The 24,423-nt window shown below is 61.6% G+C and carries 23 protein-coding genes; 11 read left to right on the top strand and 12 right to left on the bottom strand.

All coding sequences use genetic code 11. The features are described from left to right. Nucleotides 1-32: 32 nt before the first annotated feature. Nucleotides 33-452, top strand: a complete 420-nt coding sequence (locus H6M51_RS01405) for a DUF882 domain-containing protein (protein WP_185808102.1) — start codon at nucleotides 33-35, stop codon at nucleotides 450-452. On the opposite strand, the gene murJ is transcribed toward H6M51_RS01405, so the two are convergent. The 3 genes from murJ to mutS form a co-directional block, all read right to left on the bottom strand. Next, the gene (gene murJ / locus H6M51_RS01400; protein WP_185808101.1) at nucleotides 443-2,053 is read right to left on the bottom strand and encodes a murein biosynthesis integral membrane protein MurJ; all 1,611 of its coding nucleotides are present in this window, start codon (nucleotides 2,051-2,053) and stop codon (nucleotides 443-445) included. The genes H6M51_RS01405 and murJ overlap by 10 nt on opposite strands. 4 nt (nucleotides 2,054-2,057) lie before the next feature. Continuing rightward, nucleotides 2,058-4,907, bottom strand: a complete 2,850-nt coding sequence (locus H6M51_RS01395; RefSeq protein ID WP_246780351.1) for a [protein-PII] uridylyltransferase — start codon at nucleotides 4,905-4,907, stop codon at nucleotides 2,058-2,060. A 93-nt stretch (nucleotides 4,908-5,000) separates the two neighbouring features. Continuing rightward, entirely contained in the window at nucleotides 5,001-7,652 is a 2,652-nt protein-coding gene (gene mutS, locus H6M51_RS01390; RefSeq protein WP_246780367.1) for a DNA mismatch repair protein MutS, read from the bottom strand. A 198-nt stretch (nucleotides 7,653-7,850) separates the two neighbouring features. Between mutS and H6M51_RS01385 the strand changes: the two genes are divergently transcribed. After that, nucleotides 7,851-10,136 carry an NADP-dependent malic enzyme gene (locus tag H6M51_RS01385; protein ID WP_185808099.1) on the top strand — a complete coding sequence of 762 codons (2,286 nt, stop codon included), beginning with the start codon at nucleotides 7,851-7,853 and terminating at the stop codon, nucleotides 10,134-10,136. Between the two features lie 17 nt (nucleotides 10,137-10,153). Here the strand turns inward: H6M51_RS01385 and H6M51_RS01380 are convergent, their stop codons facing one another. Next, entirely contained in the window at nucleotides 10,154-11,071 is a 918-nt protein-coding gene (locus H6M51_RS01380; RefSeq protein ID WP_185808098.1) for a LysR substrate-binding domain-containing protein, read from the bottom strand. 116 nt (nucleotides 11,072-11,187) lie between these two features. Between H6M51_RS01380 and H6M51_RS01375 the strand changes: the two genes are divergently transcribed. Next, complete coding sequence (locus tag H6M51_RS01375) at nucleotides 11,188-11,415, top strand: hypothetical protein (RefSeq protein WP_185808097.1); 228 nt, start codon at nucleotides 11,188-11,190, stop codon at nucleotides 11,413-11,415. Nucleotides 11,416-11,525: 110 nt separating this feature from the next. Here H6M51_RS01375 and H6M51_RS01370 read toward each other — a convergent pair whose 3' ends face one another. The 6 genes from H6M51_RS01370 to H6M51_RS01345 all read right to left on the bottom strand — a co-directional run bounded on the left by H6M51_RS01370 (nucleotide 11,526) and on the right by H6M51_RS01345 (nucleotide 15,823). Beyond that, nucleotides 11,526-12,407, bottom strand: coding sequence for a GNAT family N-acetyltransferase (locus H6M51_RS01370; protein WP_185808096.1), 882 nt, complete (start codon nucleotides 12,405-12,407; stop codon nucleotides 11,526-11,528). Nucleotides 12,408-12,493: 86 nt separating this feature from the next. Next, on the bottom strand, nucleotides 12,494-12,985 hold the full coding sequence (gene lspA / locus H6M51_RS01365) for a signal peptidase II (protein ID WP_185808095.1): 492 nt from the start codon (nucleotides 12,983-12,985) through the stop codon (nucleotides 12,494-12,496). 2 nt (nucleotides 12,986-12,987) lie between these two features. Next, entirely contained in the window at nucleotides 12,988-13,848 is an 861-nt protein-coding gene (locus H6M51_RS01360; RefSeq protein ID WP_185808094.1) for an RNA methyltransferase, read from the bottom strand. After that, nucleotides 13,845-14,987 (bottom strand): class I SAM-dependent methyltransferase, encoded by a 1,143-nt coding sequence (locus H6M51_RS01355; RefSeq protein ID WP_185808093.1) that lies wholly within the window; start codon nucleotides 14,985-14,987, stop codon nucleotides 13,845-13,847. The genes H6M51_RS01360 and H6M51_RS01355 overlap by 4 nt, the downstream gene beginning before the upstream one ends. A gap of 97 nt (nucleotides 14,988-15,084) precedes the next feature. Beyond that, entirely contained in the window at nucleotides 15,085-15,429 is a 345-nt protein-coding gene (locus H6M51_RS01350; RefSeq protein WP_185808092.1) for a lipopolysaccharide assembly protein LapA domain-containing protein, read from the bottom strand. A gap of 91 nt (nucleotides 15,430-15,520) precedes the next feature. Next, nucleotides 15,521-15,823 (bottom strand): integration host factor subunit beta, encoded by a 303-nt coding sequence (locus tag H6M51_RS01345; RefSeq protein WP_054149157.1) that lies wholly within the window; start codon nucleotides 15,821-15,823, stop codon nucleotides 15,521-15,523. A gap of 294 nt (nucleotides 15,824-16,117) precedes the next feature. Between H6M51_RS01345 and lptC the strand changes: the two genes are divergently transcribed. The 6 genes from lptC to ptsN all read left to right on the top strand — a co-directional run bounded on the left by lptC (nucleotide 16,118) and on the right by ptsN (nucleotide 21,213). Then, complete coding sequence (gene lptC, locus H6M51_RS01340) at nucleotides 16,118-16,801, top strand: LPS export ABC transporter periplasmic protein LptC (protein WP_185808091.1); 684 nt, start codon at nucleotides 16,118-16,120, stop codon at nucleotides 16,799-16,801. Then, nucleotides 16,798-17,352: an LptA/OstA family protein gene (locus H6M51_RS01335; RefSeq protein WP_185808090.1), complete on the top strand. Its 555-nt coding sequence runs from the start codon at nucleotides 16,798-16,800 to the stop codon at nucleotides 17,350-17,352. Before lptC ends, H6M51_RS01335 begins: the two co-directional genes overlap by 4 nt. A gap of 15 nt (nucleotides 17,353-17,367) precedes the next feature. Further along, a complete protein-coding gene (gene lptB / locus H6M51_RS01330) occupies nucleotides 17,368-18,174 on the top strand; it encodes an LPS export ABC transporter ATP-binding protein (protein WP_185808089.1) in 807 nt (268 codons plus the stop codon). Nucleotides 18,175-18,313: 139 nt separating this feature from the next. Continuing rightward, complete coding sequence (gene rpoN, locus H6M51_RS01325) at nucleotides 18,314-19,882, top strand: RNA polymerase factor sigma-54 (RefSeq protein ID WP_185808088.1); 1,569 nt, start codon at nucleotides 18,314-18,316, stop codon at nucleotides 19,880-19,882. 223 nt (nucleotides 19,883-20,105) lie between these two features. Next, nucleotides 20,106-20,681, top strand: coding sequence for a ribosome hibernation-promoting factor, HPF/YfiA family (gene hpf / locus H6M51_RS01320; protein ID WP_185808087.1), 576 nt, complete (start codon nucleotides 20,106-20,108; stop codon nucleotides 20,679-20,681). A gap of 67 nt (nucleotides 20,682-20,748) precedes the next feature. Then, complete coding sequence (gene ptsN / locus H6M51_RS01315) at nucleotides 20,749-21,213, top strand: PTS IIA-like nitrogen regulatory protein PtsN (RefSeq protein WP_185808086.1); 465 nt, start codon at nucleotides 20,749-20,751, stop codon at nucleotides 21,211-21,213. 80 nt (nucleotides 21,214-21,293) lie between these two features. Here ptsN and grpE read toward each other — a convergent pair whose 3' ends face one another. Continuing rightward, on the bottom strand, nucleotides 21,294-21,920 hold the full coding sequence (gene grpE / locus H6M51_RS01310; protein WP_185808085.1) for a nucleotide exchange factor GrpE: 627 nt from the start codon (nucleotides 21,918-21,920) through the stop codon (nucleotides 21,294-21,296). A 103-nt stretch (nucleotides 21,921-22,023) separates the two neighbouring features. Beyond that, entirely contained in the window at nucleotides 22,024-23,112 is a 1,089-nt protein-coding gene (gene hrcA, locus H6M51_RS01305) for a heat-inducible transcriptional repressor HrcA (RefSeq protein WP_185808084.1), read from the bottom strand. A 171-nt stretch (nucleotides 23,113-23,283) separates the two neighbouring features. Between hrcA and rph the strand changes: the two genes are divergently transcribed. Both rph and H6M51_RS01295 read left to right on the top strand, forming a co-directional pair. Beyond that, nucleotides 23,284-24,000: a ribonuclease PH gene (gene rph / locus H6M51_RS01300; protein ID WP_185808083.1), complete on the top strand. Its 717-nt coding sequence runs from the start codon at nucleotides 23,284-23,286 to the stop codon at nucleotides 23,998-24,000. Between the two features lie 13 nt (nucleotides 24,001-24,013). Beyond that, a complete protein-coding gene (locus H6M51_RS01295; RefSeq protein WP_185808082.1) occupies nucleotides 24,014-24,418 on the top strand; it encodes a VOC family protein in 405 nt (134 codons plus the stop codon). Nucleotides 24,419-24,423: the final 5 nt, after the last annotated feature.

The following is a 24,423-nucleotide window of genomic DNA, read 5'->3' as shown; positions in this document are numbered from 1 at the left end:
CAAAACAACAATCCCATTCCAGAAGGTCACTCATGCGCACTTTGTTTCGCGTCGCGCTCGGCTGCGTTCTTTCGCTCTGTCTCCTCTCTCCCGTCGAGGCCGTGGAGAAGAAGAAGCGTCACTTCTTCATGAAACATGATACGACGGTCGCCTATACGCTGCAGCGGGTCAGCGTCAAAGCCAACTGCTTTCCCGACGAACTGAAGGCGATCCTCGCCCACATCGCCAAGAAGACCGGGAAGAAACCGGTCGTCACCTCCGGCCACCGCCCGCGTTCCGGGCGCTCCCAGCACAGCCACTGTTTTGCCGCGGATATCCGCGTGCCCGGCGTCTCGGAAAAGAAGATCGTTGCCGCTGCGCGCACCGCGCCCGGCATTGGCGGGATCGGGCGCTACTGCAACGGCATCGTGCATGTCGATATTGGGCCGAAACGGACCTGGACCTACTGCTGATCCGTATCCGTCGGGGTCGTCGCGGGCTCGGCAGCGGTCTTTTTCCGGCGCTTGAGGCTGCGGCGTACCATGCCGAAATCGGCGCCGCCGATCAGGAAGGCGATGCCGAAATAGGCGGGCATGGCGATCACCACGAGACCACCGAGCGCCATCACCTGGTCAAGCAGTGGGCTGGACGGCGCCAGCCAGGCGGACCAGCGATCGGAGAGGTAGACGAGCAGACCGGCCATGATTGCAGAGGCGACGATCAGGCGGAGCGTGCGCGTGAGCAGTGACCATTCGAAGATCAGGTGACCGCGCCAGAGCAGGACGGAAAACAAAAGAATGGTGTTGGTCCAGCCGGCAGCGGCTTCGGCGATCGCGATGCCGCTTTCCTCGAAGATCGGGAAAAGCGTGATGGCAAGCCCAGTGTTCAGCGCGACCGAGACCATGGTGAAGCGCATCGGCGTCTTGGTGTCTTCGCGGGCATAGTAACCCGGTTGCAGCGCCTTGATCAGAACGAAGCCGGGCAGACCGATGCCATAGATGGCGAGGATCGAGGCAACGACGGCGGTGTTCTGCTCGGAGAAGGCACCGCGCTCATAGAGCACGCGGATGATCTCGTCGGAGAGTACCCAGATGGCGGCGGCGGCCGGCAGCGTCAGGAAGAGAACGAACTCGATCGAGCGGTTCTGGAGGGTTTCCGCCTCCTTCATGTGTCCGCCCTTGAGCGCACGGGCGAGTTCCGGCAACAGCACGACGGCGACCGCAACACCGACGACGCCGAGGGGCAGCTGGTAAATGCGGTCGGCATATTGCAGGGCCGAGATCGCGCCTTCCTTGGTCGAGGCGATGGCCTGACCGATAAGCTGATTGATCTGGGTAATGCCGCCGGTAATCGCGGCGGGCACGGCCAGCACCAGCAGACGCTTGACGTTCGGCGTGAAACGCGGACGCTTGAAGCCGATGCGGATGCCAGCATGGCGCACGCCGATATAGACGACGGCCATCTGCAGAAGACCCGCCCCCAGGACCGACCAGGACAAGGCCCAGGCGGTCGCGGCGGGATCAGCTCCCGTCCACAGCGCCCAGGCCAGCGCCCCGATCATCAGCACATTGAGGAAAACGGGTGCTATGGCGGCGGCGAAGAAGTGATGCAGCGAGTTCAGCATCCCGCTCAGCATGGCCGTCAGCGACATACACATCAGATAGGGGAACATGACGATCGCAAGGCGCACCGTCAGGCTGAACTTTTCCGGATCATCGGCAAAGCCCGGGGCTATGATCCACTGCACGAGCAGTGGCATCGAAAGCTGCATGCCCATGGTCAGAATGAGCAGAACCGAAAACAGGACGCCGAAGACTTCCTCGGAAAAGCGCTTCGCGCCATCAATGCCGTTCGCTTCGATCTCCTTGGCAAAGAGCGGCACGAAGGCGGCGTTGAAGGCGCCCTCGGCAAAAAGCCGGCGAAAGAGATTGGGGAAGCGGAAGGCGGCGTAGAAGACGTCGGCGACCGGGCCTGTGCCGAGTGCTGCCGCCATCAGGGTTTCGCGGGCAAAGCCGAAAATGCGGCTGCCGAGCGTCGCCCCGCCGACGGTCATGAATTTCTTGACGAGGCTCATTCTCTCACGCCCTGGCCTTTTTCGGCGGGACGATGCTGCGCGACTGCGGCAGCGTCGTGACGGAGCCGGCGGCTGCGGGCTGATCCTTGCTGGCCTGATCCTTCGGATCGTCCTGCTGATCGATCATGACAGGCTTCAGTCTTGCGACGATGTTGGCCTGCCGGTTCTCGTTGGTCACCTTCTGGCCCACAAGGTCGGTGACGTAGAAGGTGTCGATCACCTTCTCGCCGAAGGTGGTGATACGGGCAGACTGGATGTCGAGTGAGAGATCCGAGAGGGCTGCGGTGATCTCGGCGAGAAGACCGATACGGTCGAGGCATTCCACCTCGATGACGGTGAACTTGTTGGAGAGCGCGTTGGAAATGCGCACGTCCGGCTGGACCGGGAAGGTCTTGTTCTTCTTCTTGCCCTTCGACCGCGTGGCGATGACTTCCGGCAGGCGCTTGCGGCCGGAGAGCACGTCCTCGATCATCTTGGAGATCGTCGCTCCGCGACGCATCTCGTCCTCATCGATCGGGAATTCGCGGTTGATCAGGATCGTGTCGAGTGCGCGACCGTCTGATGTCGTGAAGATCTGGGCGTCGGCGATGTTGGCACCGGCCGCAGCACAAGCACCGGCGATGATCGACAGCAGGCGCGGATGGTCGGGTGAGAGCACCGTGATTTCGGTGATCGCATGGAACTGGTGGGTGCGCACCATGGTGGCCAGCGCTTGGCCGGATTTGTCGGCCTGGCGGATGAAATTGGCGTGGCGCACCTGATCCTCGAGATCGACCGAGAGCAGGTAGGGCTCGTAATGCAGCTTGGTGTAGGTGCGCTGGTCCTTCTGGCTCCAGCCCTCGAGCGCCAGGGTGAGCTGCTCGGCGGCATGCTTGGCGCGCTCCTTGCGGGACACCTGGCTGAAGCCGCCGGAGAGCAGAAGTTCGGTCTCGTAATAGAGCGTGCGTAGAAGCTGGCCCTTCCAGCCGTTCCAGACGCCGGGGCCGACCGCGCGGATATCGCAGATCGTCAGCACCAGCAGCATCTTCAACCGGTCGAGCGACTGTACCTTCTCGGCAAAGTCGGTGATCGTCTTGCGGTCATGCAGGTCACGCGTCTGGGCGACCATGGACATCAGAAGATGCTGGTCGATCAGCCAGGCGACCATTTCGGTCTGCTTCGGCGACAGGCCAAGACGCGGGCAGAGCTTGCGGGCCACCTTGGCGCCGGCCACGGAGTGATCCTCCTGACGGCCCTTGGCGATATCGTGCAGTAGCACCGCCACATAGAGGGTCTGGCGATCCTCGATCTCCGGCATGATCTTGTTGGCGAGCGGGTGGATTTCCTCCGCCTTGCCCTTGTCGATCTCGGAGAGCACCTCGACGGTGCGGATCAGATGCTCGTCGACGGTGTAGTGATGATACATGTTGAACTGCATCATCGAGACGATCTTGCCGAATTCCGGCATGAAACGACCGAGCACGCCGGCTTCGTTCATGCGACGCAGGATGAAACCAGGATCCTTGCGCGAGGTCAGGATCGACAGGAAGAGACGGTTCGCTTCCTCGCTTTCGCGGAAATCATTGTCGATGAGCGATAGCGAACGGGTGACGGCTTTGAGCGCATCCGGATGGAATTCGAGCCCGTTCAGATCCGCCACATGGAAGAGGCGCATGATCGACATCGGGTCCTTCTTGAAGACACCGGGATCGGCGAGCGCAATGCGGCCGCGATCATCGATGAATTCGCTGGCACCGGGGATCTTGCGCGGTCGGTTGGCAAAGCGGCCGAGCATGCCGCCGATGCCGGGAGCGGCCTTGGCCTGCTGGTCTTCCAACGCTGCGGCAAAGATGCGCGTGAGATCGCCGACATCCTTGGCCACCAGGAAGTAGTGCTTCATGAAGCGTTCGACTGCGGAGAGACCCGGGCGGGCCTGATACCCCAGGCTCTTGGCAATCTCCGGCTGGATATCGAAGTAGAGCCGCTCTTCGGGCTTACCCGTCAGGTAATGCATGTGGCAGCGGACGGCCCAGAGGAAGTCATCGGCCTTCTGGAAAAGGCGCCATTCATGGCGCGAGAGGACGCCGAGGCGGACCAGATCGTCGGTATCGCGGACGTGGTAATTGTATTTGGCGATCCAGAAGAGGGTCTGCAGATCGCGCAGACCGCCCTTGCCTTCCTTGACGTTGGGCTCGACCAGATAACGGCTGTCGCCCGCCTTGCGATGGCGCTCATCGCGTTCGGCAAGCTTGGCGGCGATGAATTCCGGCGCGGTGCCGGTCGTCACCTCCTGGTCGAAGCGGTGCTGGAGTTCAGTCACCAGCGCCTCGTCGCCGCAGATATGACGCGTTTCGAGGATCGCCGTGCGAATGGTCATGTCCGACTTCGAGAGGCGGATGCATTCCTCAACTGTGCGGGTCGCATGGCCAACCTTGAAGCCGACATCCCAGAGCAGATAGAGCACGAACTCGACCGCCTTGTGCATGGCGGGACCGGCCTTGGCCGGCAGCAGGAAGAGCAGGTCGATGTCGGAGCCGGGTGCCAGCGTGCCGCGGCCATAACCACCGACAGCCGCGACGGAGAGGCCATTCGTATCCTTCGGATAGACATGGGTGCGGGCGAAATCGAAAATGACCGAGATCAGCTGGTCCTGGATCCAGGAGATGCGGTTGGCGCAGTTCATGCCGCTGCCATCCTCGAAGAGCTTCAGGCGCGCCTGTTCCCGCGCATCGGCGGACGCCTTCTTCAGGATCGGCAGGAGCTTCGAGCGGGTCTCGAGCATGTTGCCGGATCCGGCCTCGGCCACTGCTTTACAGGACGCTTTCAGGGCGTCGATGTCGAGGAGGTCGTCGAAGGCGAGGTCTGCTTTGGCCATGGGGGCGGCATCATCTCTTGGAAACCCGGGAATCAGCCGGGATTGGTGGCGCTATAGCGCCTTTCGGGCGCGATTGACAGGCAACTCTACCGGTCAAGGCTTGCCAAGTTGTTTCTTGAGATCATAGAGCGCATCGAGCGCCTGGCGAGGCGTCAGATCGTCAAGATCGAGTGACCGCAGGGCTTCCTCTACCTTGGAGGGGCCGGCCTTCTGGATCTCCTCGCGGCGGACCGCAACCTGGAAGAGGGGCAAATCGTCGATCAGCTGGGCAGCCGGGTTCTTACGATCGCTGTCTTCGAGCCGGGTCAGGACCTCCCGGGCACGCGACACAACGGCTGCCGGCAGACCGGCAAGACGGGCAACCTGGATGCCATAGGAGCGGTCGGCAGCACCGGGGCCGACCTCATGCAGGAAGATGACGTCGCCATCCCATTCCTTGACGCGCATGGTGACATTCGACATGCGAGCGAGTTTTTCCGACAGCGCCGTCAGTTCGTGGAAGTGGGTGGCAAAGAGCGAGCGGCACCGGTTGGCCTCATGCAGATGCTCGACGGCAGCCCAGGCGATGGAAAGGCCGTCGAAGGTCGCCGTACCACGGCCGATTTCATCCAGGATAACCAGCGAACGATCCGTCGCCTGATTGAGGATGGCGGCCGTTTCGACCATCTCGACCATGAAGGTGGAGCGGCCGCGCGCCAGATCATCGGAAGCACCGACGCGGGAGAAGAGGCGATCGACGATCCCAACATGCGCGGCACCGGCGGGAACGAAGGAGCCCATCTGGGCCATGATGGCGATCAGAGCGTTCTGGCGCAGGAAGGTCGACTTACCGCCCATATTTGGACCGGTGAGCAGCCAGATCGCGCCGGGGCCTTTGGTATCGCTCGGCGACAAGTCGCAATCGTTGGCGATGAAGGGGCTTGCGGCCTGGCGGCGGAGCGCCTGCTCGACGACCGGATGGCGGCCGGCGGTGATCGAGAACATCCTGCTGTCATCGACCAGCGGGCGGCAATAGCCCTGCTCTTCCGCAAGGGCAGCAAGACCGGCGGCGACATCAATCACGGAAAGCGCCCTCGCGGCGGCCTTGATCGGCTCGGCAGCGGCAATCACCTGAGACACCATCTGGTCAAAGGCCGCCAGTTCCAGCGAGAGCGCCTGACCGGCGGCATTGGCGATGCGGCTTTCGAGATCGGCAAGTTCGGTCGTCGTGAAGCGCATGGCATTGGCCATGGTCTGGCGATGGATGAAACGGGACTTCGCCTCATCCGTGTCGGTCATCGGACCGGCATTCCCGGCGGTCACCTCAATGAAATAGCCGAGCACATTGTTGTGCTTGATCTTCAGCGACTTGATGCCGGTTTCCTCGGCATATTGCAGCTGCAGCCCCGCGATCACCCGGCGGGACTGGTCGCGCAGTGCGCGCAGTTCGTCGAGCTCTGGAATTGCACCATCGCGCAGGAAGCCGCCGTCACGCTTCAGGAGCGGAAGCTCGTCGGCCAGCATCGATGCAAGGCTGGAGCCAAGATCGGCGGGGAGCGCCGCGAGATCGGCCAAGGCCTCCGTGAGTTCCTTCGGCAGGCTCGCCGGATCGAGCAGGCGACCGACCTCGGCGGAGGCGGCAAGGCCAGCGACGATGGCGCCGAGATCACGCGGGCCACCACGATCAAGCGCCAGGCGGGACAGCGCGCGCGGCATGTCGGGCACGCGCTTCAGGGCATCGCGCAAGCGGTCGACGAGCAGGCCGTCGGCCAGCAGGAAGGCGATGGAATCCTGCCGCTCTGCAATCGCTTCGGGATCTGTCAGCGGCGACATCAGGCGTTCGGCGAGCAGACGCGCGCCGCCACCTGTCACGGTGCGGTCGATCGCCTTCAGGAGCGAGCCATTGCGCTCGCCCGACAGCGTCTTCACCAGCTCCAGATTGGCGCGGGTTGCCGGGTCGATGAAGAGGGTCGAAGCTGCGTTCTGGCGCTCGGGCAGGCCGAGCGGCGGGCGCTCGGAAATCTGGGTCTTTTCGACATAAGCGACAGCAGCAGCCGCAGCGGCGATTTCGGCGCGCGAGAAGGCGCCGAAGCCATCCAGCGTTCCGACGCCGAAGTAGCGGGCAATGCGGCCCTCGGCGCTGGCGCTGTCGAAGAGCACGGCGGGCTGGGGCACGACGACACGGCCGAGCACGTCGAAGGCGGGCTTCAGCTCCTCGTCGTGGAAAAGCGTGTCCGGCACGATCAGCTCGCGCGGCTCGATACGCAGGATGTCGGCGAGCAGACGCGTCTCGGTCGTCTCGGCCAGGCGGAAAATGCCGGTGGAGATGTCGATCCAGGCGAGCGCGAGCTGCGGGGCGGAGCCGCCCCGAATGCGTGCGAGCGCCATCAGATAGTTGGATTCGAAGGGCGAGAGTAGCTTTTCCTCGGTCAGCGTGCCCGGCGTGACGAGCCGCACGACGTCGCGTTTGACGACCGACTTCGAGCCGCGCTTCTTGGCTTCGGCCGGATCTTCGACCTGCTCGCAGACGGCGACGCGGAAGCCGAGCGTGATCAGCTTCTGCAGGTAGTCATCGGCCGCGTGCACCGGCACGCCACACATCGGGATATCCTGGCCGAGATGCTGTCCGCGCTTCGTCAGCGTAATGCCGAGCGCTCGGGAGGCATCGACCGCATCCTCGAAAAAGAGCTCGTAGAAATCGCCCATGCGGTAAAACAGCAGGCTGCCCGGATTGGCGGCCTTGATCTCGATATACTGCTCCATCATCGGGGTCGCCGTGGCGCGGCTTTCCTCTGACGTCAGCTCGGCGACATTCAGGACATCACTCGGGGTGGCTTGATATAGCGTCACGGGCTCAATGTTTTCTTGAAAAGGATGCGCTGTGACACTAACGACTTAAGGCGAGGAAACACAACCAGGATGGGCCGGCGTTCGCCCGCTGCCCACAACAAGGTGAGGGGAAGCATGGCAAGCGAGACGAAGACCGGCCGGACGAAGGTGTCGGTCACGGAACAGGAAGCGCTGGACTTTCACTCCCAGGGGCGGCCCGGCAAGCTGGAGATCACGCCGACCAAGGCGATGGCCACGCAGCGAGATCTGTCGCTCGCCTATTCCCCTGGCGTTGCCGTTCCCGTGAAGGCGATCGCCGCCGATCCGGCTACAGCTTACGACTACACCACGCGCGGCAACATGGTCGCCGTCATCTCGAACGGCACCGCGATCCTGGGCCTCGGCAATCTCGGGGCGCTCGCGTCCAAGCCGGTCATGGAAGGCAAGTCCGTTCTCTTCAAGCGCTTTGCCGATGTCGATTCGATCGACATTGAGGTCGACACCGAAAATGTCGACGAGTTCATCAACTGCGTGCGTTACCTCGGCCCCTCCTTCGGCGGCATCAATCTCGAAGACATCAAGGCGCCGGACTGCTTCATCATCGAGAGCCGCCTCCGCGAACTGATGGACATTCCGGTCTTCCACGACGATCAGCACGGGACCGCGATCATCGCAGCGGCTGGCCTGATCAATGCGCTGGAACTGACGGGACGGGACTTCAAGACGACCAAGCTCGTCTGCAATGGCGCGGGCGCTGCGGCCATCGCCTGCATCGAGCTGATCAAGGCCATGGGCTTCAACGGCGAGAACATCATTCTCTGCGACACCAAGGGCGTGATCTATCAGGGCCGCACCGAGGGCATGAACCAGTGGAAGTCTGCCCACGCAGTCAAGACCGACAGGCGGACGCTGCGCGAGGCGATGGAAGGGGCCGACGTCGTGTTCGGCCTGTCACAAAAGGGCGCCTTCTCCGCCGACATGATCGCCTCAATGGCGGACAATCCGATCATCTTTGCGATGGCCAATCCGGATCCGGAAATCACGCCGGAAGAGGTCGCCGAAATCCGCTCGGATGCGATCATGGCCACCGGTCGATCGGACTATCCGAACCAGGTGAACAATGTTCTGGGCTTCCCTTACATCTTCCGCGGCGCGCTCGACGTGCGCGCCAGCCAGATCAATGACGCGATGAAGATTGCCGCCGTCCGGGCGCTGGCTAATCTGGCGCGCGAGGACGTGCCTGACGATGTGGCGGCCGCCTATCAGGGCCAGCGGCCACGCTTCGGGCCGCAATACATCATCCCGGTCCCCTTCGACCCGCGCCTGATCTCGGCGATCCCCGTCGCTGTTGCCAAGGCCGCAATGGAGACCGGCGTGGCGCGCAAGGAAATCGAGGATCTCGGCGCCTATGCGCATGAGCTCTCGGCCCGCCGCGACCCGATCGCGGCTGCCACGCAGCGCATCTACGAACAAGTTCGCAGCCATCCGAAGCGGGTCGTCTTTGCCGAGGGCGAAGAGGAGCAAGTGATGCGCGCGGCGATCTCCTTCGTCAACCAGGGACTGGGAACGGCCATCCTGCTTGGCCGCGACGAGCCGCTGAAGGCGACGGCCGAGCGGGCGGGGATCGATCTCGATCGTCCGGGCATCGAGGTGGTCAATGCCCGCATGTCGACCCGCGTCGATGCCTATACCGAATATCTCTATGCCCGCCTGCAGCGGAAGGGCTATCTGCATCGCGATGCGCAGCGGCTGATCAATACGGACCGCAACCACTTTGCCGCCTGCATGGTGGCGCTCGGCGATGCCGATGCGATGGTGACCGGCACGACGCGCAATTATTCTACCGCACTGGAGGACGTGCGCCGCTGCATCGACACGGCCCCCGGGCACCGGGTGATCGGCGTGTCGCTGGCGCTTGCCCGCGGGCGCACGATCGTGGTGGCGGATACCGCCGTGCATGACATGCCGACCGCCGAGGAGCTGGCCGACATCGCCGAAGAGGCCGCCGGCGTTGCCCATAGACTCGGGCTTGAGCCGCGCGTCGCTTTGCTTGCATACTCCACCTTCGGGCATCCGACCGGGGAGCGCTCCGAGCGAGTACGCGAGGCCGTGAAGGTCCTCGACCGGCGCGGCGTGTCCTTCGAATATGACGGCGAGATGGGTGCCGACATTGCGCTCAACCAGCATCGGATGGAGCAGTATCCGTTCTGCCGCCTGTCGGGCACAGCCAATGTGCTGGTCATGCCGGCGATCCATTCGGCGGCGATCTCGACCAAGATGCTGCAGGAACTGGGCGGACTGACCGTGATGGGGCCGCTGTTGATCGGCCTCGACAAGTCCGTCCAGATCGCCCAGATGGGTGCCAAGGACAGCGACATCGTCAACATGGCGGCGATCGCGGCCTATAACGCGGCGGTCTGATCAAGGCCTGCACGCCTTCAAGCGAAAACAGGCGCGGCTTTTGCGAGCCGCTCCATGTCGTCGTCGAGCTCCCGCTTCAGCCAGCGCTTGAACTTTTCCACCTTGTCGGAACGCCGCGCATTCTCTGATGTCACGAAGTAATGGCCGAAGCCGGTCTTAACCGCCGGGCCAAAGGGCGCGACGAGCTGGCCGTGCTGCAACTGATGCGAGGCGATGGTCTGCCAGGCGAGCATCACCCCCTGCCCGGCAATCGTCGCATCGAGGCAGAGCGAGGCTTCGCTGAAGGTGTGGCGCGCCTTGATCTCCGCACCCTCGAGACTCACGGCGGAAAGCCAGACATCCCAGGTGAACATCGCCCGGCCATCGATCACCTTGGGCAGGTCGAGGATGTCTGCGGGCTTTTCAAGCGCTGCGGCCATCGCCGGTGTGCAGAGCGGAGCCACGCGCTGTTCGAGGATCAGCTCGGCCTTGAAGCCCGGCCAGTGACCGCGTCCAACCCGGATTCTCAGATCGACATCTGTCTGGCTGGCGTCGGTCAGGCGGTCATTGGCATCGATGCGCAGGCCGATCTCTGGAAAGCGCTCCGAAAAGGCCGGGATCCGATGAACGAGCCAACGGGCTGCGAAGACAGGGGCGACTGATATGGTCAGCACGCTGTCATCGCTGCGTTTCGCCAGGTCCACGGCGCCCGACAGGTGACGAAATCCGTCCGATAGACGCGCCAGCACATCCACAGCGGTTTCGACCGGCAGCATGCCGCGGCTGGTGCGTTCGAAGAGCGGACGGCCAAGCTGCTGCTCGGTCTTGATGACCTGCTGGCTGACGGCACCGATCGACACGCCAAGATCGTCCGCTGCGGCCTGAAGCGAACCAAGACGGCCGACGGCTTCCACGGCACGCAGGCCATTCAAATGTACCTGATTGAGGCTCTTCATATAGAAAAACTAAATGGCTTGCGGACAAAACTCAATTGAAATTGCGGCAAACTCAGTCGAAAATCCAACCATTCAGAACGCAAAGGTCACCCTAGCAGCGGTGTCGAGGTGGAATCATGTTCAAGTTTCTCTGGAGACGCTACGAAGCCACGCCATGCAAGGCTGTCGACTGGCGACACGATCCCCTGGGATACCCGGCGCTGACAGGCATGAGCCTTCGCGAGCTTGCCGACCTGCCCATGGTCGCGGAGATGCCCATGCGGACGGGCCAGGCGAAACTGGCGCATGGTTGCCGGGACGGCTTCGCCAATGAGTTTTCGGCCCGATGTGGGGTGTCACGCTGAAACGACCGAGCCGAGGCCTTCTCTTTTGGCTTCGCCGCACCCTCATCCCCAGTGCAACGAGTTGCATCTGAGCGCTGCGCGCCACCTTCTGCCCGATGGGGAGACGAGGATCAGCTGGCGCTGGCGAAGCGGCCGGCGTCGGCGCCGTAGTAATTCACGTAACGGCCGGAGATGCTCGAGATCGGCAGGATGATCAGCACGTCCGTTGTGTTGAAAGCCTGGTCGACCACCGCGCCATTGCCGACCATGGCACCGAGACGCAGATACCCTTTGATCAGCGGCGGCATGGCGAAGAGGGCGCGCCGGGCATTGACGGCTTCCGATGGCATCAGGTCCATCTCGCGATAGAGATGCGGCAGGGCATCGACGGCCCATTCGCCGCGCGCGACGGCGTTCTGATGCAGGAAGGAGAGAGCCAGTGCATGCTCTTCCGGCTGCGTGCCGGGGAAAGAGCCGCAGCCGAACATGGCGTCGATCCGGTGCTGCAGCGCATAGGCCCAGCAGCCCTGCCAAAGCAATTCAACCGTGCGCTTGGTTCGGTATTGCGGCAGGACGCAGGAGCGTCCGAGCTCCATGAAGCGCTTGTCCTTGTGGCGGGCCACGAGATCGCCGACGGCAAACTCGGAGCTCGAATAAAAACCACCATGGCTCATCGCCACTTCATGGCGCAGCAGGCGATAGGTGCCGACGATCTGGTCTTCCGTATCGCCCTCGATTCCGCGGTCGAGAACCAGCAGGTGATCGCAGACGATGTCCCAGTGGTCGATGTCGCGGCCACGACGGGCGCATTCCGGGTCGACCTGAGCGTTCATCTCCTCGACGAAGACGCGGTAGCGCACAGCCTGGGCGGCGTCGATCTCGCGCTCGTTGCGGGCAAGACGCGTTTCAAGACTGCCAATGCGGCCAAGAAGATCACGGGATGCAGAAAGCGCCAGCGACGGTGCAGCCGGGCTTTCCAGGATAAGGTCTCGTTCGATCAGTTCCACGCTCATCGGATCTATCCAGCGTTGAAGTCACGGCCTTTAAACACGACACTGCTACAGGAAAGTGACAAAACTTCGAAGTTTCATGACGGCTGTCACGCCTCCGGCGACTTCGGCTTGCGATGCTGGATGATCTCGTCAATGACGATGCAGATCGCACCGATTGTGATGAAGCTATCTGCAAGATTGAAAACCGCGAAGGACCATGTCTGGGTGTAGAACAGAATGTAGTCCACAACGTAGCCATAGGTGAAGCGATCGATGATGTTGCCGAGCGCGCCGGAAATGATCATGGCGAAGCCAAGATGGGCGAAATGCTGTTCCGGGCCGGTCTTGCGCCAGAGCCACAGAACGAAGCCCACAATCACAAGACGCAGGGCGACGATGAACCAGCTGTCGAGATGCGATAGCATGGAAAAGGCGACACCGAGATTGTGGGTGCGGTAGAGCGCCCAGAACGGCAAGACCGGGATCAGCTCGTGCATCGGCAGGTAAATCTCGACCGCGTATTTGATGGCCTGGTCGAGGATCAGGGCAATCGCGATGAAGGCGAGGACGGGCAGCGGTCGATTGAAGGCTGCAAGCATGGTCACTTGGCTCCTTCGAGCGTCAGAAGGTGGCGCCGAACCTCAAAGAGCATGACCCCGGTTGCGACCGCCAGATTGAGGCTGTCGGCCATGCCGACCTGAGGAATGCGGGCGAGCTTGTCGGCGGCCTGGGCCAGATCATCAGGCAGGCCAGACTGTTCGTTGCCCATCATCAGGATGACCGGCTTCGATTTGTAGTCGATGGTGCGATAGTCGACGGCGCCGGCGAGATGCGTGGCCACCAGACGGGCATCGACCGACTTCTTCCATTTGAGGAACTCGGCAGACGTGGTCTTCACCAGCGGCAGGGCGAACATCGAACCCATGGTAGCGCGCACGGTTTCCAGCGAGAAGGGATCGGTGCAATCGCCGACGAGGATAACGCCCGACGCGCCGGCGGCGTCTGCCGTGCGGATAATCGTGCCGAGATTTCCGGGATCGCGGACGCGATCCAGCGCGATCCAGGTTTCGGAGCCATTAGGCTGGATATCCGTCAGCGCTGTCCAGCGCTGTTCGAAGACGGCGGCGACCATTTGCGGGTTCTCGCGCCGCGTGATCGAGGACATGACCTTTTCGCTGACTTCGAGCACAAGACCGCCAGCGGCCACCGTGCGGGCGGCGACCTTTTCGACCAGCGGCTTGCCCTTGCCGGCCTTGGCGTAGACCAGCGTGCGAATGGTCCAGCCGCGATCCAGAGCGTCGATGACGAGCTTCAGACCTTCGGCGAGGAAGGTGCGGCTCTCATCGCGCGCCTTCTTCAGCGACAGCGCCTTGATATCCTTGATGATGGGATTGGCGAGGCTGGTGACTTCCTTGACCTGACCGACGCGGCGCGGCCCCTCATGGCGAAAATCATCGGTCATTTCGGTACCCAGCGGCTGAAGAGAGAGGTGGACAGCGCGCGGCCCGGCGTCCTGCCATCGAGGCCGGCCTCGCGGATGACCAGTTCTCCGGCTTCGACCAAGCCGCCCTTGCCGCGCATGGTTTCCCGCATCAACTCGTGAATGGAATAGAAGCTCGCGCGGATCGAATAGGCGGTCAACACCAGGCCGACCGCTTTCGGCGCCAGAAGCTCGCGGCAGACATCGAGCATCAGCGGCAGGTGGTCGAACAGCTGCCAGACCTCGCCATTCGGGCCACGGCCGAATTTCGGCGGGTCGGTCAGGATGATATCGTAGCGATGGCCGCGGCGCTCCTCACGCAGGATGAACTTCATCGCATCCTCGCAGATCCAGCGGATCGGCGCCTTGTCGAGACGGCTCAGCGACTGGTTTTCGCGTGCCCAGCCGATCGCCTTCTTCGACGCGTCGACATGGGTGACTTCGGCCCCGGCCGCTGCGGCGACCAGTGAGGCGACACCGGTATAGCCGAAAAGATTGAGGACCTTCAGCGGGCGCTTCGCCTCCTCGATCCTTTCCTTCATCCAGGTCCAGTGGGCAATCTGTTCGGGGAATACGCCAACATGGCGAAAGGCGGTAAAACGGCCGTGGAAATCGACGCCCAGGAGTGCGAGCGGCCAGGTTTCGCCGAGTGCTTCGCGCGGGAAGCGCCACCGGCCCATGCCGTCCTCATCGGTGTCACCGGTAAAAACGGCATCCGCCTTCTCCCAGACATGGGCGGGCAGCGAGCGCGGCCAGAGTGCCTGCGCCTCAGGGCGGACGATGCGATAGGGGCCGTATTGTTCGAGCTTCTGTCCCTCACCACTGTCAATCAGATGGAAATCGCCGGCCCCGGTCGATTCCAGGATCAACGGCACGCGTTCGGCCGGACGGTCCCCACTGCGGACCGTCAGAACGCGGGCCGGTTCGGATCCGGTCTCGGCAGCCTGCGGCTGAGGCTTGGCTTTTGCCAAATCGGGTTGGCGACGCGGCGCGTGGTTCTGGCGCTCGTCCGGCCGCTTGGCTGATGCGGGCTTTGCCGATCCTTGCCGTTTGTCGCCACCGGCTTTTGCCTTCGCTCCCGGAAATGGCTTGGCACCGGGGCGACGTTCCTTGTTCTTCACGTGGATGATCCGTCGTGTCTCGTTCGTTTCGGCCTGCCCTTAGCATTGCCGGCCCGGTGCGAAAAGGAATTTTGCCGCGAGGGCCGTCCAGCTTACGCTACTTCGCGCCAAGCTGCGGAAGAGTTGAACCGGCGATCTGCTCGGCACGGGTCTTCTGGCGATCCGCTTCCGCTTGCCACTGCTGCGCCGCGCGCGACTGGTTGCGGGCCTTCTTGCGGTGCTTGCCCTGGGTAAACCACGTGACGACCGATCCCATGAGGATGCCGAGCATGACCGACAGGATGAGGAAGACGAAGAAAGGTGCAGACACGGACAGCGCCTGATCGGCCGGATTGAAGGGATTGAGCGCCAGGCTGACCGGCCCACGATTGGCCACGGCCAGAACAACGAGAAGCACGCCGAGGGGCACAAACACCACGAGGCTCACGACTTTGCGGATCATCTCGACAACTCCCTGCTGCGTCCGAGGTGAAAGAGGTCACCTCACCGGCTCAAGTTAAGGACAGGGGCGGAATTTTCAACGCGAAAAGCGACTATTCGTCGTCTTCGTCGCCCATTCCCGGATTCAGACGCTCGCGCAACTCCTTGCCTGTCTTGAAGAAGGGTACCCACTTTTCCTCGACGAAAACGGTTTCGCCGGTGCGTGGATTGCGTCCGGACCGCGAAGGACGGTTTTTGACGGAAAATGCGCCGAAGCCACGCAGCTCCACACGGTTGCCCGCTGCCAGGGCGTCGGTGATCTCGTCCAGCACTGCATTGACGATGTTTTCCACATCACGATGATAAAGATGCGGATTGCGGGCCGCGACGATCTGCACCAATTCCGACTTTATCACGCGGACCCCCTACATTATTGTGACTTCGAGCGGCGACAAAGTTGCCAAAGCGAAAAAGCTCAGTCAAGGAACAACTTAACCATAAATTGCCGTCTTTGCGAGCGATATGACAGCTGTCACACGCTAAATCGTGATCACGTGCGCCTCACTTTCTTCAGCCGGTCGCGGCATGCATCATTCCCATGCCGCTGTAACCGGTCTGACACAATCTTATTGGCAAGGCTCGTGGGACATGCGAAACCGGGATGAATGGTGAGCGGGCGCAAGCCGGCTGCCACAAGGATGGATACAGGAATGCTGCAAGCGACAGGAGATGTGGTTCAGTCTGCCGGAAGCCGGTCCGACGCCGATGCCTATCGGCGTGCTGTCAGCCATTCGCGACGAGTCCGGCGCCTGCGGATCCTATTGCCCGTCACAGCCCTCGTGATCACGTTCAGCTTTATCGCTGTTTCCCTGGTGCGCAGCATGTTGCCGGACGAATTGCAGATCGAATCGGCAAAGATCGAAGACGGTAAGGTGGTCATGGAAAAACCTGCGATCGCCGGCCGCAATGAGAACGGCGTGCGTTACTCCATGCGGGCGGAGCGGGCGCTGCAGGATATCAAGAACCCGAACCTGATCACGCTCGATACCATCGCCGCCGCCCTACCGGTGAGTGACAGCGTCATCGCGCGCGTGGTCGCCTCCAGCGGCATCTTTGACCGCACTGCGAATTTCCTTACGCTCGACAAGCCCTTCACCCTCAATCTCAGCAGCGGCGTTGATGCCCAGTTCAATTCTGCGCAGCTCGATATTTCCGGCGGGACGATGAAAACGGACGATCCGGTCGCTATCCAGACCAAAGGTGCGTCGATTGTTGCGAACTCGCTCGAGATGAAGGATAAGGGGCGAACCATGATCTTCGCGGGCAGCGTCAAATTGAACATCGAGCCGTCCGCCGTCCGCACCAATCCGTCTACGGAAGCAGTTCAGCCATGATTTACCGCTCGTTCGCCCAGATTTCTCTTGCTGGCTTCCTGCTCGTGTCGGCAGGCGCGTTTGCCTCGATCGCATCCGCGCAGACGACCAACAGCCAGATGAACGGCCTGAAGCTGTCGAACGATCAGCCGATCCAGATTGAAAGCGATCAGCTGGAAATCCGCGAGCAGGAAAAGAAGGCTTTCTTTACCGGCAATGTGAAGGTGGTCCAGGGAACGACAACGCTGCAGGCGGGCACCATGGTGGTCCATTATCGCGGCGAGGGCCAGACCGTCACCCAAGGCAATGCCGACATCGAGAAGATTGATGTCGCGGACAAGGTCTTCCTGTCATCAGAAACCCAGCAGGCGACTGCCGACACCGGTTACTTCGACATGGCACAGCAGCTTTTCGTACTTGAAGGCGAGCGCGTGGTGCTGTCGGAAGGGCAGAATGTCTTTGTCGGCTGCAAACTCACGGTTCAAATGGAATCGGGCCAGGCCAAGCTTGAAAGCTGTGGTCGGCGCGTTCAGATCCAGCTCGACCCGCAGTCGCAGAAGCCCAGCAACTGACGGATTCGCGTGAACGTGCAAATACCCTTTTTTTCCAGGACGAAGCGGCCCAAGAAGGGCGCGACCCCGACCGGCCTTCCGGGCGACAAGTCGCGCTATGAAGGTACGCTGATCGCCCATGGCTTGACGAAGACCTACAACTCGCGTCGCGTGGTCAACGGTGCATCGCTGGTGGTGCGCCGTGGCGAAGCGGTCGGTCTGCTCGGCCCGAACGGCGCCGGCAAGACCACCTGTTTTTACATGATCACGGGCCTCGTGCCGGTGGATGCAGGAACGATTTCCATCAATGGCAATGACGTCACGTCCATGCCGATGTACCGGCGCGCGCGTCTCGGTGTCGGCTATCTGCCCCAGGAAGCCTCGATCTTTCGAGGGCTGACGGTCGAAGAGAACATCCGCGCTGTGCTCGAGGTGCATGTTTCCGACAAGCGCAAGCGCGAGGCGAAGCTCGACGAGTTGCTCGCCGAATTCCACATCGAGAAGCTTCGCAAGTCACCTGCCGTTGCACTGTCCGGCGGCGAACGGCGGCGTCTCGAAATCGCTCGCGCCTTGGCGACGGATCCGACCTTCATGCTGCTCGACGAGCCATTTGCAGGCGTTGATCCTATTTCGGTTTCCGATATCCAGAACCTGGTCCGTCATCTCACTGCGCGGGGCATCGGCGTCCTGATCACAGACCATAATGTGCGCGAAACACTGGGGCTGATCGACCGGGCCTATATCATCCATGCCGGCGAGGTTCTGACCCACGGCCGGGCGAACGACATCGTCAACAATGCCGATGTGCGCCGACTCTATCTCGGCGACAAGTTCAGCCTCTGAGGCGGAGCCAGAAAACGAGGCTCAGCCTCCCTGCAGCCGCTTGACCAAAGTGAAATAAAAAGCAATTTTTGGGCCAAGTGGAGTTTTCCGCCATCAAGGGCGGGATTGCGGGGGAATGTAGGGGAGTCGAACGTCCGCCATGGCCTTATCCGCCAACTTGATGCTGCGACAAAGTCAGTCTCTGGTGATGACTCCCCAGCTGATGCAGTCGATTCAACTGCTGCAGATGACACATCTCGAACTGATGCAGTTCATCGCGCAGGAAGTGGAGCGGAACCCGCTGCTTGAAATAGCCGCAGATGACGGAGATTTGAGCGGCGATTCGCTCGATCCCTCCGATCGCCACAACAGCAATGCTCAGGACAACCCGCCCGTCTCCGATGAGATTGCTGCGTCTCCCGCACTGGACAGCGACTGGTACGAAAACAGTGCGAGCGAACGTCTCAACGACGGCCTGGACGCAAACTTCGATATCGCCTTTACAGATGAAGGCACGGCGCAAAGACCCGATGCACCGGAATTGCTCGGGCAGTGGAAATCCATGCCAGGCCAATCCGGCGAGGGAAGCGATGGCTATGACCTCGATGATTTCGTTGCCGGACAGATCAGCCTGCGTGACCACCTCAATCAGCAGGTGCCGTTCGCGCTTCCATCCGCATCCGACCAGCTCCTTGCCTCCGTCCTCGTCGATCATCTGGACGAAGCGGGCTATTTGCGAGCGGATCTCGACGAGGTTTCGGCTCGCCTCGGGTTGACCATTGCAGAAGTCGAAAGGGTGCTGGCAGCTCTGCAGACACTCGAGCCAGCCGGGGTCTTCGCGCGCACTCTCAGTGAGTGCCTGATCATTCAACTCCGCCAGCTGGATCGGTATGATCCGGCCATGGCCGGCCTCGTCAACAATCTCGAACTGCTTGCCAAGCGGGATTTCGCGACGCTGAAGAAGATCTGCGGCGTCGACGAGGAAGACCTCGTCGACATGCTGGCTGAAATTCGCAAGCTCAATCCGAAGCCGGGCAGCTGCTTTGAGCATTCAGTCAGCGAATCCGTGACGCCGGACATCGTCGTCAAGGCAGACGCGGCCGGGGGCTGGCGCGTGGAACTCAATCCGGACGCCCTGCCGCGTGTGCTCGTCAATCACAGCTACATGACGGCCGTCGCGCGCCGCGGCGGTTCGAAAGAAACCCCGGACCAGACCTTCATGTCCGAATGCCTGCAGAACGCCAACTGGCTGACCCGCAGCCTCGACCAGAGGGCGCGGACGATTACCAAGGTGGCGGCAGAAATCGTGAGGCAGCAATCGGCCTTTCTTGATCATGGCGTTGATCACCTGCGACCGCTGAACCTGAAAACGGTTGCCGACGCCATCAAGATGCACGAATCGACCGTCAGCCGGGTGACGACGAACAAATACATGCTCACTCCACGCGGGCTTTTCGAGCTCAAGTATTTCTTCAGCGTCTCGATTGCGTCGGCCGAAGGGGGAGACAGCCACTCCGCTGAGGCGGTTCGTCACAGGATCCGCGCCCTGATTGACAGGGAAAGCCCGGAGGCCGTTCTCTCCGATGACGATATCGTCGACCTACTCAAGTCGACAGGGGTCGATCTCGCCCGGCGTACGGTCGCAAAGTATCGCGAGGCCATGAACATCCCCTCCTCCGTCCAGAGACGCCGGGAAAAACGTGCCATGGCGAAGGTTTCGGCTCTCTGATGGACGCCGTTTAGCCGCAAAGATTAACAGGAGATTGACTCTCGCTGCCAAGGGGGCTAGAAGCGCGCCGCAATCGACAGCGCACACTGTTGACCGGGGAAGAGACCCCTCGAAGACGCCCGACAAACGAAGGCAGAGACTGACCGAACCGCTCGAAAAGCTTGGACGCGGACGTCGCTTGGCGTAAAATGGATACGCAACCAATCATAAGAAGGGAAACTCCATGAGTGTGCGTGTATCCGGCAAGCAGATGGAAATCGGTGAGACGTTCCGCCAGCGGATCGAAGACCGAATCCAGGATGCGGTTACCAAGTACTTCGACGGAGGGTATTCCGGGCAAGTGGTCGTCACGAAGTCGCAGTCGCGATTCTCGGCCGATTGCCTGGTGCATCTCGATACCGGCGCAAACCTGCATGCCGCAGGAGAGGCCAATGACCCGCAGCTGGCTTTCGACAACGCGTTCGAACGCGTCGAGAAGCGCCTGCGCCGTTACAAGCGCAAGCTGAAGGATCATCACGCCGGAGAACCGGTCAATCCACCGGCCGAGATTGCCTATACGGTCATGGATTCGATCGCCGAAGAACATGACGAAGTGCCGGAAGACTACGCGCCGACCATCGTGGCGGAAAGCACGAAGAAGCTACGGACCATGTCGGTGGCCTCGGCCGTTATGGCTCTGGACATGACTGACGAGCCGGTTCTTCTGTTCAGAAGCCCGGGAAAAGAACAATTGAATATCGTTTATCGTCGCAATGACGGTAATATCGGGTGGATCGATTCCGCCAACATCAAAGGCTGACGGTTGACTTGGGCGGCCCCGACAGGCGGCCGCCCAAGCTTCGGCCTGAAGCATGAAGGACATTGATATGGCATTGGCAGATTTGCTGCAGCAGGATGCTGTCGTACCGGCTCTCCGGGTGAACTCCAAGAAGCAGCTGCTTCAGGAACTTGCGGCCAAAGCCTCCAAGCTCACCGACATTCCGGAGCGAGAGATCTTCGACGTGATCCTGCAGCGGGAGCGCCTCGGTTCCACCGGCGTGGGCAACGGTATCGCCATCCCGCATGGCAAGCTCAACAAGATCAGCAAGATTACCGGCGTGTTCGCACGTCTGGAGACACCGGTCGATTTCGAAGCGCTGGATGATCAGCCCGTTGATCTTGTGTTCCTGCTGCTGGCCCCGGAAGGTGCAGGCGCGGATCATCTGAAGGCCCTGTCGAGGATTGCCCGCGTGCTGCGCGATCACGATCTTGTCGCCAAGCTTCGCGCGACCGATTCAGCGTCCGCCATCTATACCTTCCTCAACGAGGAGCAGGCATCGAACGCCGCCTGAACCTTTACGGGGATCCCAATCCGCACGAAAAAAGCGCCCTCAGCGGGCGCTTTTTTGTATTCACAGACGATCACGGCGGATCACGCCTTCGCCGCATCCTCGGCTGCGGCTTCAGCCTTCGGGCCGCCCTTGGCCACACCCACCATGGCCGGGCGCAGCACGCGCTCGCCGATGGCGTAGCCGGCCTGGACGACCTGCACGACGGTGTTGTTCGGCACGTTCGGGTTCGGAACCTCGAACATCGCCTGATGGAAGTTCGGATCGAACTTCTGACCTTCTGCATCGATCTTGCGCACGCCATGGCGCTCGAGCGTCGACAGCATGCCGCGCTCGGTCATCTCGACACCTTCGATCAGGGCGGTGACCGTCGCATCGGCTGCCGCGCGGGCGTCGTCAGGCAGGGTTTCGATGGCGCGGCGCAGGTTGTCGGACACCGACAGCATGTCGCGGGCAAAACTCGTCACCGCATAGGACTTGGCATCCTTGACTTCGCGGTCGGTGCGGCGGCGGAGATTGTCCATCTCGGCGGCCAGCCGCAGGAAACGATCGCGCAGGTCGGCGTTTTCAGCCTTCAGCGCCTCTACAGGGTCGATGTCCTGCGCGGCAGCGGCCTCGCCTTCATTCGCAGTCTGGCCTTCGGTGGCCGCGGTTGCTTCTGCCTCGGTGGCTGCCGCGTCAGGTCCGTTCTTGTTGGTTTCTTCGGTCATGACGTTCTCCGGATGATGTCTCGGTTTCGAAACTCAAGGTTTCGAATGCGTGCCCGATATCAGGGTTTGACGAGAAAAAATCAAGGGTTTGCAAGGAAATTGGCTAGCGCGACCCGCGCGAGAGCCTCGCCATCAGCTGGGCGGTGTAGTCGACCATGGGAACGATGCGCGAGTAGTTAAGGCGAGTCGGGCCGATGACGCCGACGGCACCGACAATGCGGTCTTCACCATCCCGATAGGGCGCGACGATCAGCGAGGAACCGGAGAGCGAGAAGAGCTTGTTCTCCGAGCCGATGAAGATCCGAACGCCTGGGCCGCTTTCGGCGAGATCGAGGATTTCGATCAGGCTTTCCTTGCGCTCCAGATCGTCGAAGAGCAGGCGAAGCCGATCGATATCCTCGGAGCCTGCCAGCCCCTCGAGCAGGTTGGCACGACCTCGGACGATCAGCCGTGCAGGCTGTTTTTCCGCAACTTCTCCTGACCATACCGCGAGACCCCGTTCGACGAGATCCTGGGAGAGCGTGTCGAGTTCAGTGGCCACCTGGCTCTTGAGCTTCTCGATCTGGCCACGCAGTTCGCGCAGCGTCTGGCCGGTCAGATTGGCGTTGAGAAAATTGGCGGCTTCGGTGAGCTGCGATGCGGTGACGCCAGCCGGCAGATCGATGATGCGGTTTTCGATCTGGTTGTTTTCACCCACCAGCACCGCCAGCGCCTTGGTGGGTTCCAGACGAATGAATTCCACATGCTTCAAGACCGGATCGTTCTTGGCCGAGATCACCAGTCCCGCCCCGCGCGAGAGGCCGGACAGCATCCGGCTTGCCTCAGTCAACATGGCTTCCATCGGCTGGTCGGCGCTGGTCGGGCGGATCTGCCGTTCGATCTCGTCGCGCTCGCCGTCGGAGAGATCGCCTACCTGCATGAACGCGTCTACGAAGAAGCGCAGCCCCGCCTGGGTCGGCAGGCGTCCAGCGCTGACATGGGGGGCGTAAATCAGGCCCAGGGCTTCGAGATCGCTCATGACATTGCGAACCGAGGCGGGCGACAGCGACATCGGCAGAAGGCGTGAAAGATTGCGGGAGCCGAGCGGATCGCCGGAATCGAGATAGCTTTCCACGATACGGCGGAAGACTTCCCTGGAGCGGTCGTCCAGCGAGGCGGAAACGTCTGTGACGGTCGTCTTCGGTGATGCCATTATCGGAGCGAACAAAATCTCAGAGGTTTCATGATACAAATATAGTCACCGCTTTTTGGATGACCAAGGGCTAATTCCACCTCGCTCGAGCTTGCGATGCTGCGGGATGGTTTTTCTTTGCAAAAGCGAGGCTGCGTCCGTAGAAGGCAACAGACAACCCAGGAGATTGCAATGCGGCCATCCGGCAGAAAAACCGATCAAATGCGCAAGGTTTCGTTCGAGCGCAACTTTTCCAAGCATGCGGAAGGCTCCTGCCTGGTGAAGTTCGGCGATACGCATGTGCTGTGCACGGCAAGTCTCGAAGACAAGACGCCGCCGTGGCTGCGCAATTCCGGCAAGGGCTGGGTGACGGCCGAATACGGCATGCTGCCGCGCGCCACCGGTGATCGCATGAAGCGTGAGGCCTCCTCGGGCAAGCAGAGCGGCCGCACGCAGGAAATCCAGCGGCTGATCGGGCGCTCTCTCCGAGCCATCGTTGATCTGGAGGCACTCGGCGAGCGACAGATCTCGATCGACTGCGACGTCATCCAGGCGGACGGCGGCACACGCACGGCTTCGATCACCGGCGCCTGGGTGGCGCTGCATGACTGCCTGAAGTGGATGGAAGCGCGCAACATGGTGAAGGTCGAGAAGGTCCTGAAGGACCATATCGCTGCCGTCTCCTGCGGGATCTTTGCCAGCCAGCCGGTCATCGACCTCGACTATCTCGAAGACTCGGCCGCCGAAACGGACGCAAACTTCGTCATGACCGGCTCGGGCGGCATCGTCGAAATCCAGGGGACGGCCGAAGGCAAGCCCTTCAGCCAGGACGAGTTCCTGACGCTTCTTGGCCTTGCGCGCAATGGCATCGACGAACTGGTGACGCTGCAGAAACAGGCGATCGGCTGAGAAGAAGGTCCGCATGATCGAAGGGATACTCGAAACCGCACTTTATGCGGACGATCTGGACAAGGCAGAGGTGTTCTATGACAGCGTCCTCGGTCTCGAAAAGATCCGTCGCGGCGGCAACCGGCATATCTTCTATCGGTGCGGTCCCGGCGTCCTGCTGATTTTCAATCCAGCAGCAACCAGCGTCCCGATCGCAGATGACCCCTTCCCTGTCCCGACCCATGGGACAAAGGGACCGGGTCATGCGTGTTTCTTCGTTACGCAGGATGATCTCGATGCGATGGCCAGAAATCTGCAAGAGGCCGGGGTACCGATTGAATCCGAACTGACATGGCCGAACGGCGCACGCTCGATCTACTTCCGCGATCCGGCCGGCAACAGCCTGGAATGCGCGTCCCGCACCCTCTGGACTTCTTGAACGGA

Source organism: Rhizobium sp. AQ_MP, from assembly GCF_014237835.1.
In the GTDB taxonomy this organism is placed as follows: domain Bacteria; phylum Pseudomonadota; class Alphaproteobacteria; order Rhizobiales; family Rhizobiaceae; genus Allorhizobium.
This window is presented reverse-complemented; position numbering and strand designations above follow the sequence as displayed.